The organism is Enterobacter cloacae complex sp. P43RS, from assembly GCF_014930585.1.
In the GTDB taxonomy this organism is placed as follows: domain Bacteria; phylum Pseudomonadota; class Gammaproteobacteria; order Enterobacterales; family Enterobacteriaceae; genus Enterobacter; species Enterobacter bugandensis.
The window spans coordinates 203216-216767 of the sequence record NZ_JADBRJ010000007.1; the positions used below are offsets into that span (position 1 = coordinate 203216).

Here is a 13552-nt window from a genome sequence, read left to right on the forward strand (position 1 = left end):
AATGGCAAAGATTAAAGGTCAAGTTAAGTGGTTCAACGAGTCTAAAGGTTTTGGTTTCATTACTCCTGCTGATGGCAGCAAAGACGTGTTCGTACACTTCTCTGCAATCCAGGGTAACGGCTTCAAAACTCTGGCCGAAGGCCAGAACGTTGAGTTCGAAATTCAGGACGGCCAGAAAGGCCCAGCTGCAGTTAACGTAACTGCTATCTGATCGAACCGCTGCTGACTGGGGCGCATAGCGCTTCACTCTCAGACATAAAGCCTCGCATCCTGCGGGGCTTTTTTATTCCCTATCTTTCAAAATATTACTATCTACGGTCTTGTTAGCACCTTGTTGCAAAGCTGCGAGGTTAGTATCACAGTTTCGCCTCCCTTAGCGCATCTTTTCTCGTTAAATCAGAGCGTTGTTTAACAGCCCTGGGGTTCAGGTGAAGAAAAAATTGATATTAACCGCTGGCAATTTCACGCCGGCGCGTTTCGCGCTGCTCTGTTTCGCTATTTTCTGCAGTCTGGCCTTTTTACTTGGCCGCGTTGCCTGGCTACAAATCATCAAACCTGACAATCTGGTGAAGCAAGAAGATATGCGATCCCTCCGTCAGCTGGCGATTGATGCGCCGCGTGGGATGATTATGGATCGTGAAGGCCGACCGCTGGCGGTCAGCGTGCCCGTCCGGGCCGTATGGGCCGATCCTAAAACGGTGCTGGCAAAAGGGGGCGTTGGGTTTGATGAACGCTGGCAGGCGCTGGCGAGCGCGCTGCATCTTTCGTTGAGCACCCTTTCATCACGGATTAACGCCAACCCCCAGGGCCGCTTTATCTACCTGGCGCGTCAGGTCGATCCTGCTCAGGCGAAGTGGATTGATAAGCTCAATTTACCCGGCATTAATTTGCGCGATGAATCCCGCCGCTTTTACCCGGCAGGCCACGTGGCGGCGAACCTGATTGGCTTCACCAATATTGACGGGCAGGGCATTGAAGGGGTGGAGAAAAGCTTCAATACTCAGTTGACCGGTAAAGCGGGTGTCCGACAGGTCCGGGAGGATCGCTACGGGCGCGTGGTTGAAAACCTGACGGAAGTGGCGCCCACGCCGGCACATAACATCCAGTTGAGTATTGACGAGCGGCTGCAAACCATTACCGAAGACGCGCTGGACAATGCCGTCGCCTGGAATAAGGCCGAGTCAGGGGCATCGGTGCTCATTAATATCCCCACCGGGGAAATACTCGCCATGGCGAGCTATCCGGATTTCAATCCCAATAACCGGGAAGGCGCGACGATAAACGATTTTCGCAACCGGGCAATCAGCGATACGTTCGAGCCCGGTTCGACCGTCAAGCCGCTGGTGTTGATGACGGCTCTGCAGCAGGGGCTGGTCCAGCCGGACAGTGTCATTGATACCCACCCGTATACCCTTGACGGGCATCGTATCCGCGACGTGGGTTATTATCCTGAGCTGACCATGACCGGGATCCTGCAAAAATCGAGCGACACCGGCGTATCCCGGCTCTCGCTGGCGATGCCTGTCCAGCATCTTATTGATACCTATCGAAACTTTGGGTTTGGCACCAACACGGGGCTGGGCTTAACGGGCGAAAGCGCCGGGCTGTTGCCACAGCGTAAATACTGGAGTCAGCTAGACCGTGCGACTTTTGCCTTTGGCTACGGCCTGATGGTCACACCGCTCCAGCTTGCCCACGTCTACGCGACGATTGGCGGCTTCGGGCTTGAGCGTCCACTCTCCATCACCCGCATCGATCCCCCGGTTATCGGCCACCGCGTCATGCCGGAGGAGATCGCGCATGAAGTGGAGCACATGATGGAAAGCGTCGCGCTGCCCGGCGGCGGGGGCGTTAAGGCCGCCGTTCGCGATTATCGCGTGGCGGTTAAGACCGGGACGGCGAAGAAAATTGATGATAGCGGCAAATATGTCGATAAATACGTTGCTTATACCGCAGGCGTTGCGCCTGCCAGCGACCCGCGTTTCGCCCTGGTGGTGGTGATTAACGATCCTCAAAACGGGGCCTACTATGGCGGGGCGGTTTCCGCGCCGGTCTTCAGCGAAATCATGGGCAACGTGCTGCGCCTGGAGAATATCAAACCCGATGGCCTGCCGGCCGGTTCAGACCACCTTATCGTCATGCGGTAATCCAGCCGTTTTATAGCAGGGCGAATAGCGGTACACTTCGCCCTTTGGTTTATCTCCCGGAGTTTCCATGTCCTTCAGCTGTCCCCTTTGCCACGCGTCACTGACGCGCTCAGATAAAAGTTATGCCTGTCCGCAGGGACATCAGTTTGATATGGCGAAAGAAGGGTATGTGAATCTTCTTCCGGTGCAGCACAAGCGCTCCCGCGATCCGGGCGATAGCGCAGAGATGATGCAGGCGCGCAGGGCGTTTCTCGATACCGGGCACTATCTGCCGCTGCGGGAGACGGTGGCGCAGATGTTGGGTGACTTATTGCCTGATTCGGCGTCCGCCATGCTTGATATCGGCTGCGGGGAAGGGTACTACACCGCACGGTTTGCGGATGTGGTGCGGGAGAAGGGGGCCGTGACATTCGGTCTCGACGTGTCGAAAGTGGCGATCCGCGCGGCGGCTAAACGTTACGCTGGCGTGACGTTTTGCGTGGCATCCAGCCACCGGCTGCCGTTTGATAATGCCAGTATGGATGCCGTTATCCGCATCTACGCGCCGTGTAAAGCAGAAGAGCTGGCGCGCGTGGTGAAGCCCGGAGGCTGGGTGATAACCGTCACGCCGGGCCCGCGTCACCTGATGGAGCTGAAGGGACTCATTTACGACGAGGTGCGTCTGCATGCCCCCCACTCTGAACAGTTGACAGGCTTTACGCTGAAGCAGGAGCATTCAGTGGCGTATGAAATGAATTTGAACGGGGAAGAAGCGGTAGCCCTGCTGCAGATGACGCCGTTCGCGTGGCGGGCAAAGCCGGAAGTATGGGATGCGTTAGCGGCTCGGACGACGTTTGGCTGCCAGACGGATTTCAGTATCCACGTCTGGCAGCGCGACGCTTAAGGCGCGAAGTGTGCCCAGAGGATCTGGGCACCAATGCCGATCAGCACAATTCCGCCTAAGATCTCGGCGCGTTTACCCAGCAGCGGGCCGATAAACCGCCCGACCATCATGCCCAGCGTGGACATAATCAGCGTTGCACAGCCAATGGCCAGCGCGGTGGCGATAATATTGACCTGCAGGAATGCCAGACCCACCCCGACGGCCATGGCGTCCAGGCTGGTGGCAATTGCCGTGGTGACCAGCAACCAGAAACCGTGGCGGTGCAGCGGTGCTTCATCTTCATCATCATTCCCGCGAAAACCTTCAATCATCATTCGGCCTCCGAGAAACACCAGCAGGACGAACGCAATCCAGTGGTTCCACTCCAGCACGAACTGGCTGGCGAGCATGCCCAAACCCCAGCCGATGAGCGGCGTCAGCGTTTCGATGGCACCAAAGATCAGACCGGTGCGCAGAGCTTCTGTGAATTTAGGTTTGTGAAGCGTGGCGCCTTTGCCGATGGAGGCGGCAAATGCATCCATGGACATGCCAAAAGCGAGAAGGATCGTAGCGGAGATGTTCATAAGAGCGTCCAGACCGGGGATATCCATATGACACATCACTGCCCCCAGTAAACAGCAGTTGATGTATCTATGGTCTCGCCTGATCTCTTTTGCACGGTAAGCGTGCTGAAAGCGATCCGTACGCGCCACGTTTTTCAACGAGTATGTTGACGCGTACATTTCCTGCGTGCAGGAAATCGGCTACTCCCCAACGACGGGCGCAACCTTAACATATTTTGAGAATATAAAACAACAACGAGCAAGGCTTAATTTATCTGCGTCTTTGATAACGATTTTCATTTAGGTTTATGCGTGAAAATATCGTTAATAAATATAAGTCAAAGAGGAGAGAAGATATAGCAATGGCTATATTCTTTGCGAAAGAATATCACAATATATAGCCGAGGTTATAATGTTAACTTATTGAGTTTTAACGAGTAATGCGTAGATTTTCTCAAGGTCATCAATATTTTTGACCCGAATGAGCAGGCGGCGCTGTTCTAATTGCATCACTAACACGCCGTCTTCGGATAAATTCATCTCTTTAATGCGGTTATATTCTATCCATACGTTGGCGAAGAAGAATCCCTGTTTTTTAAAAATAAGTTTCGGCGAGCGGATCCAGAACAGGTAAATCGCCATTAATGCCAGCGCACATAATAACCATGTGGTTAATATTGCACCGTGGCTGGTCACGTTATTGTAAATCAGAATGACCACCAGGCCGGCGAAGATAAATGCATCAATGCGTCCACGGCGTAAGAGGGGAAGGGTCAGCAGCGTCTCGCCGTTACGGCGAGGCATAATGAACTCGTCATAGATCGCGTAAGCCAGAAGGGCAACAATAAACAACACCAGTACGATGTCCGTAACAGTCATTCATCCTCCAGATAAAAAGACCGGGGGCAAGCCCCCGGTCGATAACGCAATGTTTTACAGGCCCAGCAGGCCGACAGCGTAGCCCGCGATACCGATGACGAAGAAGCCAACGATGATCCACAGCGGGTTCACTTTCTTACGCAGCAGCCACATACAGGCGAAGGTCAACAGCAGCGGCACCAGGCCAGGCATCAGCTGGTCCAGAATCGTCTGCACGGTGGTGACGCGGGTTTGACCATCCTGACCGGTGATGGTCGAAACCACCAGCGGGATGTTCACGTGCGTCCACTTGTTAACCAGCGCCCCCATCACAAACAGGCCGAGAATAGAGGCCCCCTCGGTCAGTTTCTGCAGGAAGCCGCCGCCCATATCCTTAACGATGTCCACGCCCTTACGGTAGCCGTAGGCCACGCCGTAGTAACGGGTCAGCAGACGTACCGCGTTGAACAGGATAAAGAACAGCAGAGGACCGAGCAGGCTGCCGCTCATCGCGATCCCGGCACCCAGCGCCGCGAAGACCGGACGAACAGTACCCCAGAAGATAGGGTCGCCCACGCCGGCCAGCGGACCCATCAGACCGACTTTGATACCGTTGATGGCACCATCGTCAATCTCCGCGCCGTTCGCACGCTGCTCTTCCATCGCCAGCGTCACGCCCAGAACCGGAGCCGCGACGTAAGGATGGGTGTTGAAGAATTCCAGGTGACGCTTAATCGCCTGACGGCGTGCTTCGTTGTTCTCAGGGTAGAGGCGTTTTATCGCCGGCACCATTGAGAAGCAGAAGCCCAGCGCCTGCATACGTTCGAAGTTCCATGAACCCTGAAACAGGTTAGAACGGATGAACACGCCACGAATATCACCCGGAGTGAGTTTTTTCTCGGTGGTAGTTTTTGTCATATCAACCATTTCGCTCACCTGTTAGTCCAGTTCGTTATCGAGATCGTTGTTACCAGCAGCCTGCGCTGGGGCACCCGCAACACGGTTGTATTTCGGGCTGAGCTGGATGTAGAGAATCGCCATTACGGCACCAATCACGCCCAGCGCAACCAGGTTGAAGTTGGTAAATGCTGCGGTGACGAAGCCGAGGTAGAAGAACGGCATCAGGTAGCCCGCGCGCATCATGTTGATGACCATCGCGTAACCTACCACGACGATCATACCGCCCGCGATGTTCAGACCGCTGGTGACCACTTCAGGAATCGCGTTCAGCATGCCCTGAACTTCACTGGTGCCGACAGAGATCGCAACGATAACCGCCGGGATTGCGATACGCATCGCCTGCAGGAACAGGGACGACACGTGGATCCAGGAGAGTGCCGTGAGGTTGCCGTTCTCGGCCGCCTTATCCGCCGCGTGCTGGAAGGCCACGGTGATGGTACGAACGATGATGGTCAGCACCTGGCCTGCTGCGGCCAGAGGAATGGCAAGGGCAATACCTGCACCAATACTCTGATGACCGGCAATAACCAGAACGGTTGAGATGATTGAGGCCAGTGCGGCATCAGGCGCAACGGCGGCACCGATGTTCATCCAGCCCAGGGCGATCATTTCCAGCGTACCACCGATGATGATACCGGTTTTCATATCACCCAGAACGGCACCGATCAACGTACAGGCCACCAGAGGGCGGTGGAACTGAAATTCATCAAGTACGGATTCCATACCCGCAATACACGCGACGATGAACACCAGCACAATCTGAAGAGTGGTAATCTCCATTGTACTTCTCCTATAACATAAGCTTTATGTGAAAAACCGGCGCGGGCTTATTTCCCAACTTTACCGATCAAATCCATCATTTTCAGTTTCTGGTCAGTGGAAACCTTACGGGCTTCCAGCTCAATACCGCGAGCATTCAGCTTGTTGAACGCCTCGATATCTTTCGCATCAACTGAAATCGCGTTGTTGACCTGCGTTTTGCCCTGACGGAAAGCCATACCGCCGATGTTCACGGAGGTGATTTTCACGCCGCCTTCAACAATGCGCTCGACGTCTGTCGGGTTAGTAAACAGGAGCATCACGCGTTCACCCGCATATTTCGGGTTGTTGTAAACGCGGATCATCTTGGCGACATCCACCACGTGCGCGGTAACGCCCGGTGGTGCAACCTGAGTCAGAAGGGTTTTACGGACAGTGTCGGCGGCCACTTCGTCACTGACCACGATGATACGCTGTACGTTGGTCTCTTTGGTCCAGCGAGTCGCAACCTGTCCGTGAATCAGACGGTCATCAATACGCGCCAGGCCGATAACCATGTAATCGTTCGGTCCCATTGGTTTTGCCGGTGCCGCTGCTTTCGGTGCCGCCGCAGCCGGGGCAGGGGCGGGTTTTTCAACCGGCTGAGCCTTCAGGGCTTTCACCCCTTCGCGGCCGGTTTCAACGGCCAGCGCGACCAGCTCATCGAAGCCTGGGTTGTCGTCGCGCGCCATAAAGGTTTCCACCAGCATGGGAATGTTTACCCCGGCGACGACTTCATAATGCTCTTTATCGACGACAATGCGGCTGGCAGCATTAAACGGACTGCCGCCCCATGTATCGACGAGAAACAGCACGCCTTTGCTGGTATCCAGCTTCGCGAGTTGAGCGTTGTACTTCTCAATCAGCGTCTCGGCATTTTCACCGGGAACGAAATCGATCCAGCCGACGTTTTCCTGCTCGCCCAACAGCATCTCTGCCGTTTTGAGTAGCTGCTCAGCAGCCCAACCATGTGTGCCTATGACAATAGCAATGGTCACTTGCTACCTCCTTTTATTATCATTAATACGCCTGCCGGGCAGACGTACTGAGAATCGTATTGGCGAACCGAATCGATTCAGATAAGGGTTAGAGTTCAAAAAAATAAGACTTCCGCGAATTATTTTAGATAGTGAAAAAATAATTTATGTGATGAAGATCCGTAATTTAGCCACGCGTTACAGAATTATCTGTAGCGTATAGCCGCTGTGTTACAGAACTTTGCAAAGGAACGTAAATCTTTGCTAAAAACACAGTCTCTCTGATATGTTTAGCCTCCGTTTACTTGTTCAGGAGTATAGGGCTACAGCCCACTATATGGACCGTCACCGACGTCAGTCATCTACCAGGCCATTCCGCGCCTTTTTCACCGGCGAACCACGCCACGTATCAACTCTGTCTGCCTCTTATTTGCCCACGTTGAGTGGGGCACCGTTTTGTCATTCCTTTAGCAGGAGCTTGTCATGGAATTCTTAATGGACCCGTCAATCTGGGTGGGACTGCTCACGCTGGTCGTACTAGAGATCGTTCTCGGCATCGATAACCTGGTGTTTATCGCCATCCTTGCGGATAAGCTGCCGCCAAAACAGCGTGATAAAGCGCGTCTGATTGGACTCTCGCTGGCGCTGGTCATGCGACTGGGGCTGCTCTCCGTTATCTCGTGGATGGTCACGCTGACCAAACCGCTGTTCTCCGTCATGGATTACACCTTCTCCGGCCGTGATTTGATCATGCTAATCGGGGGGATATTCCTGCTCTTCAAAGCGACAACAGAGCTGCATGAACGGCTGGAGAACCGTCAGCACGACGATGGTCACGGTAAGGGCTACGCCAGCTTCTGGGTCGTGGTGCTGCAAATTGTGGTGCTGGATGCAGTCTTCTCGCTGGATGCGGTGATTACCGCGGTCGGTATGGTGAACCACCTGCCGGTGATGATGGCGGCCGTCGTGATTGCGATGGCGGTGATGCTGCTGGCCTCGAAACCGCTGACGCGCTTCGTCAACCAGCATCCGACGGTGGTCGTGCTCTGTCTGAGCTTCCTGCTGATGATTGGTTTGAGCCTGGTGGCGGAAGGTTTCGGCTTCCATATTCCGAAAGGCTACCTGTACGCCGCGATTGGCTTCTCGATCCTGATCGAACTGTTCAACCAGATTGCGCGCCGTAACTTTATTAAGCAGCAGTCAAATCAGCCGCTGCGCGCCCGTACGGCGGACGCCATTCTGCGTCTGATGGGCGGACGCCGTCAGGTGAACGTCCAGTCTGACCCTGAAAACCGTAACCCGGTGCCGGTTCCGGAAGGCGCGTTTGTGGAAGAAGAACGCTACATGATCAACGGCGTGCTTTCGCTGGCCTCCCGCTCCCTGCGCGGCATTATGACGCCGCGCGGAGAAATCAGCTGGGTGGATGCCAACCTGAGCGTTGATGAAATTCGTCAGCAATTGCTCTCATCTCCGCACAGCCTGTTCCCGGTATGCCGCGGTGAGCTGGATGAGATCATCGGCGTGGTTCGGGCGAAAGAGATGCTGGTGGCGCTGGAAGAGGGTGTCAACGTGGAGGCCATTGCAGCTTCGTCGCCGGCGATTGTCGTACCGGAAACGCTGGATCCGATCAACCTGCTGGGCGTATTGCGTCGCGCGCGCGGTAGCTTTGTTATCGTCACCAACGAGTTTGGTGTGGTACAGGGGCTGGTGACGCCGCTGGACGTGCTTGAAGCGATTGCCGGTGAATTCCCTGATGAAGATGAAACGCCTGAGATTGTGGCCGACGGCGAAGGCTGGCTGGTCAAAGGTGCGACCGACCTGCACGCGCTCTCGCATACGCTGGGGCTGGAAAATGTGGTTAACGATGAAGAAGACATCGCAACCGTGGCGGGGCTGGTTATCGCCGTAAACGGTCAGATCCCGCGCGTCGGGGATGTGATCGAGCTTCCTCCATTGCACATCACTATCGTTGAAGCTAACGACTACCGCGTCGATCTGGTCCGCATTGTTAAAGAACAGTCTGCACACGACGAAGACGAATAAGTCTGCTTAACGGGTACGATGTGCCCGTTACGATCTTCTGGCGGGGAAGATTTTCCCGCCAGCCATTGTGGCGTTACTACCGCGCCTGCTTCTCTCTCAACCCGTTCGCTATTTAGCCGCTGCCTGATGCCAGGCCGAGCGCGAGCAGCCGCGACCGTAAAAGTGTAGTGGGGAAAGAAGAAGGAGACGAGAATGAAGGGAGAAATTCGCCCATCCGTTGCGGATGGGCGAAAGAGAGGATTAGTCGCACTGCACCTTAATGGCCAGACCGCCGCGCGACGTTTCACGGTACTTCGCGTTCATGTCTTTGCCGGTTTCGTACATGGTTTCGATAACCTTATCCAGCGACACGCGTGGTTCGCTGGTACGGCGCATCGCCATGCGCGAGGCGTTAATCGCTTTGACGGAGGCAATCGCGTTACGCTCAATGCACGGCACCTGCACCTGGCCTGCGACCGGATCACAGGTCAGACCGAGGTTATGCTCCATGCCAATTTCCGCAGCCACGCAAACCTGTTCAGGGCTTGCGCCCAGCAGCTCTGCCAGACCGGCCGCCGCCATGGAGCAGGCCACGCCTACTTCACCCTGACAGCCCACTTCAGCGCCTGAAATGGACGCGTTCATCTTGTACAGCGCGCCGATAGCGCCTGCCGCGAGGAAATAACGGATATAAATATCCGGCGTCACAGGCTCGATAAAGTGATCGTAGTAGGCCAGCACAGCCGGAACGATCCCGCACGCACCGTTGGTTGGCGCAGTCACGACGCGCCCCCCCGCGGCGTTCTCTTCGTTCACCGCCAGAGCAAACATGTTCACCCAGTCAACTACGTTCATCGGGTCGTTAGAGAATTTGTCCGTGGTCACCAGCATACGGCGCAGGGCAGAGGCACGACGCGGCACGCGCAGTGGCCCTGGCAGTACGCCTTCGGTGTTCATCCCGCGATCGATACAGGCGCGCATGGTTTGCCACACGTTGGCAAAATAGTCTTCGATCTCTTTTTTGCTGTGCAGCGCCAGCTCGTTCTGCATCACCATGCCGGACAGCGACAAACCGGTCTCTTTGCAGTAACCCAGCATCTCGGTGGCCGATTTGAACGGATAGGGCACGTTCACGTCGCCCGCGCTCTCTTTACCGAAATGCTCTTCGTCAACGATGAAGCCACCGCCGATGGAGTAGTAGGTTTTGCTGTAGATCTCTTTTTCGCCGCTCCAGGCGTGGATAGTCATGCCGTTTTCATGCAGCGGCAGGTTGTCGCTGCGAAAACGCATGCCGTCATCCTGCGGGAAATCCACTTCGTGCTGACCGTTAGCCAGCAGCAGGCGACCGCGCGCTTCCACGTCGCGGATGAATGCCGGGATGGCATCAATATCAACAGTGTCCGGCATATTGCCCGCCAGACCCATAATAATGGCGATATCGGTGTGGTGCCCTTTACCCGTTAATGACAATGAACCGTAAACGTCTACGGCGACACGGGTAACGCTTTCCAGTAATCCTTTTTCGACCAGATCATCGACGAACTGTTTACCGGCCTTCATCGGCCCTACAGTGTGGGAAGAAGAAGGACCAATCCCCACTTTGAACATGTCGAATATACTAATCACTTTCACACTCCTGACAGGGTTACCGGGGTTCCAGTAACGATGTTATAACTGCGCATAGTGTAAGAGGGAACACCAACCTCGGCTTAACTATTCACATGAATTAAACTAATGGTTAACGATGGGTTTTGCTAATAGCGCGACGCGGATCGCAAACCTGCAAAAAAGGCTGGAATGTAAAGTATAGTCAAGGCTTCAGGCCGATTTGTAGCGCCAGTTCACGAATGATGCCCGCCGTCATGCCCCAGACAAAATAATGCTGATACCAGGACAACCAGACCCGATGGTCATGCCCCCGGCGATGGATATCCAGCGGATGATAGCGGCTTAGCCGGAGCGCCTCTTCAAGCGGCATCTCAAACACCGCAGAGACTTCGTCGACGCTGGCATGATACTGAAGATTGGGGGGGATAATGCCGACGACCGGCGTGACCTGAAAGCCGGTCACGCTGTCGACGGGCGGCAGCACGCCGATGACTTCCACCGCGTCAGGCGGGATCGCCACCTCCTCCTGCGCTTCCCGCAGCGCGGCGGCAATCAGCGACGCATCGGTGCTGTCCACCGCCCCTCCCGGAAAGGCCACCTGACCGGCGTGTTTGCGCATATGCGGCGAACGCTGCGTAAGCAGCAGGCCCGGCTGTTCCCGGCGCACCACCGGGATCAGCACCGCCGCCTGACGCTGATTCAGCGTGGCGCGGTTGACCTGCGGCCGTAGCAGCTGAAAGCGCGACAGAAAATCATCCAGCGTCAGGTTCTCTTTCTCCACCGTTAGTTCTCCAGTTGCTTCAGGATGCGGTTCACCTTATCAAAGGTTTCCTGATATTCCGCCTCGGCCTGGCTGTCCGCCACAATGCCGCCGCCCGCAGAACAGTACAGATTGCCGTCGCAGGCCGTCAGCGTGCGAATGGTAATGCTGGTATCCATGGTGCCGCACAGGCTGATATAGCCGATGCTGCCGCACCAGGCGTTGCGGCGGTGCGGTTCCAGTTCGTCGATAATTTCCATGGCGCGAATTTTTGGCGCACCGGTGATGGAGCCGCCCGGGAACGCGGCCCGGAGCAGATCGCAGGCGGTGCGAGAGGCGGGCAGACGCGCGGTGATGGTGCTGACCAGATGATGCACTGCCGGGAAAGGTTCGACGACGAACAGCTCCGGCACGCGCACGCTGCCTGGTTCGGCGACCCGGCCAATATCGTTACGCATCAGGTCGACAATCATCAGGTTTTCGGCGCGATCCTTCGGTGACCCGGCGAGTTTCTCCGCCTGCTGGCGATCGGCGTCCGGATCGGCAAGGCGCGGCAGCGTGCCTTTAATCGGGCGGGTCTGAATCGTCCCTTCCGCCAGATGGATAAAACGCTCCGGCGACAGGCTGAGGATGGCCCCCTGTTCCAGACGTACAAACGCGCTGAACGGAGCCCTGTTGCTGGCATTGAGACGGGTAAACGCCTGCCACTCGTCCCCCTGGTATGCTGCCTGGAAACGCTGGGCAAGGTTAACCTGATAGCAGTCGCCGCTTTGCAGATAGGCCTGCACGCGGGAGAATTTTTCCGCGTATTCCGGCGCGGTCATGTTCGAGCGCCAGCCGGAGGTCAGGGTGAACGCCTCAGCTGGAGCAGGCTGTTGTGCCTCAAGCCAGGCCAGACGCGCCTGCACGTCATTATGGCTCAGCAGGGAGACCCTTTTTTTCTGGTGGTCCACAATCAACGCCCAGTCATACAGCCCCACGGCCATGTCCGGCAGGGCAATATCCGCCTGCGCATGCTCGGGCAGCATCTCGAAGCGGCGACCCAAATCGTAGCCAAACAGGCCCAGCGCGCCGCCCTGGAAGGGCAGGTCCAGGTTAGGGGTAGCGGATAAGCCCAGCGCGTTGATTTCCTGCTGAAGCTGCATCAGCGGATCGTCCGTCGTCGACAGATCGTCGGTCGTCAGCGTTTTCAGGGGATCGGCCACCAGAATATCGAAGCGGCTGTACGGGTGATCCGCATGGCCGGAGTGCAGCAGCATGGCAAAAGGAAGATGGCTCAGACGGGCAAACCAGAACTCAGCGGCGTCAGCGCGCCAGGGTAAGGTAACAACAGTGGGGAAGCGCATGTTCATGTATGGCATACTACCGGGCAGCGTGAAATAATTAGCGCGAATAATTTAGCAGGAGTTGACGATGTTTGCAGGTTTACCTTCTCTGAGCCATGAACAGCAGCAGAAAGCGGTTGAGCGAATTCAGGAACTGATGTCCCAGGGGATGAGCAGCGGACAGGCGATTTCCCAGGTGGCGGAGGAGCTGCGCGCCACCCATACCGGCGAGCGGATCGTGGCGCGTTTTGAGGATGAAGATGAAGAGTAATCGGGCTTAAACCGCCGCGATAATCTTGATCTCAACCTTGTATTCCGGTTTCATCAGCGTGGCCTGTACGGTGCAGCGTACAGGCGCGTGACCCGCTACCACCCACGCATCCCAGGCTTTGTTCATCGCCGCGAAATCGTCTTTATTTGCCAGGAAAATGGTCGCATCCAGAATGCGGGTTTTATCGCTGCCCTGTTTTTCCAGCACGGCATCAATCTGCGCCAGGGTATTCGCCGTCTGTTCGAACGCATCCGCGTCCAGATTTGACGGTACACCGGTGTAATACAGCGTCTGGTTGTGGATCACCACATCAGACCAGCGGGCTTCGGCATCAATGCGCACAATTGTCATAAACGTTTCCTCGTTATTTTTCGTCGTCAGGCGGCAAGACTGCCATATTG

The 13552-nt window shown here is 55.9% G+C and carries 14 protein-coding genes and 1 riboswitch; of the genes, 5 read left to right on the top strand and 9 right to left on the bottom strand.

Features of this window, described 5'->3' with window-relative positions; all coding sequences use genetic code 11:
- The first annotated feature begins 1 nt into the window (after position 1).
- The 3 genes from cspE (at position 2) to rlmA (ending at position 3030) form a co-directional block, all read left to right on the top strand.
- The gene (gene cspE, locus IM294_RS15995; RefSeq protein WP_001062678.1) at positions 2 to 211 is read left to right on the top strand and encodes a transcription antiterminator/RNA stability regulator CspE; all 210 of its coding nucleotides are present in this window, start codon (positions 2 to 4) and stop codon (positions 209 to 211) included.
- 217 nt (positions 212 to 428) lie between these two features.
- Positions 429 to 2147, top strand: coding sequence for a peptidoglycan glycosyltransferase FtsI (ftsI, locus tag IM294_RS16000; RefSeq protein ID WP_028013537.1), 1719 nt, complete (start codon positions 429 to 431; stop codon positions 2145 to 2147).
- Between the two features lie 67 nt (positions 2148 to 2214).
- On the top strand, positions 2215 to 3030 hold the full coding sequence (gene rlmA / locus IM294_RS16005; RefSeq protein ID WP_126818477.1) for a 23S rRNA (guanine(745)-N(1))-methyltransferase: 816 nt from the start codon (positions 2215 to 2217) through the stop codon (positions 3028 to 3030).
- Here the strand turns inward: rlmA and mntP are convergent.
- From mntP to manX, 5 genes are all read right to left on the bottom strand, one after another.
- Positions 3027 to 3593, bottom strand: a complete 567-nt coding sequence (gene mntP, locus IM294_RS16010) for a manganese efflux pump MntP (protein WP_041911997.1) — start codon at positions 3591 to 3593, stop codon at positions 3027 to 3029. The genes rlmA and mntP overlap by 4 nt on opposite strands.
- Before the next feature lie 10 nt (positions 3594 to 3603).
- A riboswitch (yybP-ykoY riboswitch) is annotated at positions 3604 to 3794 on the bottom strand.
- 198 nt (positions 3795 to 3992) lie between these two features.
- Positions 3993 to 4451 carry a DUF986 family protein gene (locus tag IM294_RS16015; protein ID WP_060571710.1) on the bottom strand — a complete coding sequence of 153 codons (459 nt, stop codon included), beginning with the start codon at positions 4449 to 4451 and terminating at the stop codon, positions 3993 to 3995.
- Between the two features lie 54 nt (positions 4452 to 4505).
- Positions 4506 to 5357, bottom strand: coding sequence for a PTS mannose transporter subunit IID (locus tag IM294_RS16020; protein WP_006810994.1), 852 nt, complete (start codon positions 5355 to 5357; stop codon positions 4506 to 4508).
- Between the two features lie 12 nt (positions 5358 to 5369).
- Positions 5370 to 6170 (bottom strand): PTS mannose transporter subunit IIC, encoded by an 801-nt coding sequence (gene manY, locus IM294_RS16025; protein ID WP_003859914.1) that lies wholly within the window; start codon positions 6168 to 6170, stop codon positions 5370 to 5372.
- 47 nt (positions 6171 to 6217) lie between these two features.
- Positions 6218 to 7186, bottom strand: coding sequence for a PTS mannose transporter subunit IIAB (manX, locus tag IM294_RS16030; RefSeq protein WP_028013533.1), 969 nt, complete (start codon positions 7184 to 7186; stop codon positions 6218 to 6220).
- 462 nt (positions 7187 to 7648) lie between these two features.
- Between manX and yoaE the strand changes: the two genes are divergently transcribed.
- Positions 7649 to 9208, top strand: a complete 1560-nt coding sequence (gene yoaE / locus IM294_RS16035) for a CNNM family cation transport protein YoaE (protein ID WP_028013532.1) — start codon at positions 7649 to 7651, stop codon at positions 9206 to 9208.
- 240 nt (positions 9209 to 9448) lie between these two features.
- Here the strand turns inward: yoaE and sdaA are convergent, their stop codons facing one another.
- The 3 genes from sdaA to pabB form a co-directional block, all read right to left on the bottom strand.
- Positions 9449 to 10813 (bottom strand): L-serine ammonia-lyase, encoded by a 1365-nt coding sequence (gene sdaA / locus IM294_RS16040; protein WP_028013531.1) that lies wholly within the window; start codon positions 10811 to 10813, stop codon positions 9449 to 9451.
- A 184-nt stretch (positions 10814 to 10997) separates the two neighbouring features.
- Positions 10998 to 11576: a CoA pyrophosphatase gene (locus IM294_RS16045; RefSeq protein WP_028013530.1), complete on the bottom strand. Its 579-nt coding sequence runs from the start codon at positions 11574 to 11576 to the stop codon at positions 10998 to 11000.
- 2 nt (positions 11577 to 11578) lie between these two features.
- A complete protein-coding gene (pabB, locus tag IM294_RS16050) occupies positions 11579 to 12907 on the bottom strand; it encodes an aminodeoxychorismate synthase component 1 (RefSeq protein ID WP_126818502.1) in 1329 nt (442 codons plus the stop codon).
- Between the two features lie 61 nt (positions 12908 to 12968).
- Between pabB and IM294_RS16055 the strand changes: the two genes are divergently transcribed.
- On the top strand, positions 12969 to 13151 hold the full coding sequence (locus IM294_RS16055) for a YoaH family protein (RefSeq protein ID WP_008500497.1): 183 nt from the start codon (positions 12969 to 12971) through the stop codon (positions 13149 to 13151).
- A 6-nt stretch (positions 13152 to 13157) separates the two neighbouring features.
- Here IM294_RS16055 and IM294_RS16060 read toward each other — a convergent pair whose 3' ends face one another.
- Positions 13158 to 13502, bottom strand: coding sequence for a RidA family protein (locus IM294_RS16060; protein WP_049138820.1), 345 nt, complete (start codon positions 13500 to 13502; stop codon positions 13158 to 13160).
- Positions 13503 to 13552: the final 50 nt, after the last annotated feature.

Excerpts from the sequence above, each read along its gene's own strand:
- IM294_RS16055 (WP_008500497.1), top strand. The coding sequence starts at position 12,969 with ATGTTTGCAGGTTTACCTTCTCTGAGCCATGAACAGCAGCAGAAAGCG.
- mntP (WP_041911997.1), bottom strand. The coding sequence starts at position 3,593 with ATGAACATCTCCGCTACGATCCTTCTCGCTTTTGGCATGTCCATGGAT.
- rlmA (WP_126818477.1), top strand. The coding sequence starts at position 2,215 with ATGTCCTTCAGCTGTCCCCTTTGCCACGCGTCACTGACGCGCTCAGAT.
- cspE (WP_001062678.1), top strand. The coding sequence starts at position 2 with ATGGCAAAGATTAAAGGTCAAGTTAAGTGGTTCAACGAGTCTAAAGGT.
- IM294_RS16020 (WP_006810994.1), bottom strand. The coding sequence starts at position 5,357 with ATGGTTGATATGACAAAAACTACCACCGAGAAAAAACTCACTCCGGGT.
- IM294_RS16060 (WP_049138820.1), bottom strand. The coding sequence starts at position 13,502 with ATGACAATTGTGCGCATTGATGCCGAAGCCCGCTGGTCTGATGTGGTG.
- pabB (WP_126818502.1), bottom strand. The coding sequence starts at position 12,907 with ATGAACATGCGCTTCCCCACTGTTGTTACCTTACCCTGGCGCGCTGAC.
- manY (WP_003859914.1), bottom strand. The coding sequence starts at position 6,170 with ATGGAGATTACCACTCTTCAGATTGTGCTGGTGTTCATCGTCGCGTGT.
- IM294_RS16015 (WP_060571710.1), bottom strand. The coding sequence starts at position 4,451 with ATGACTGTTACGGACATCGTACTGGTGTTGTTTATTGTTGCCCTTCTG.
- yoaE (WP_028013532.1), top strand. The coding sequence starts at position 7,649 with ATGGAATTCTTAATGGACCCGTCAATCTGGGTGGGACTGCTCACGCTG.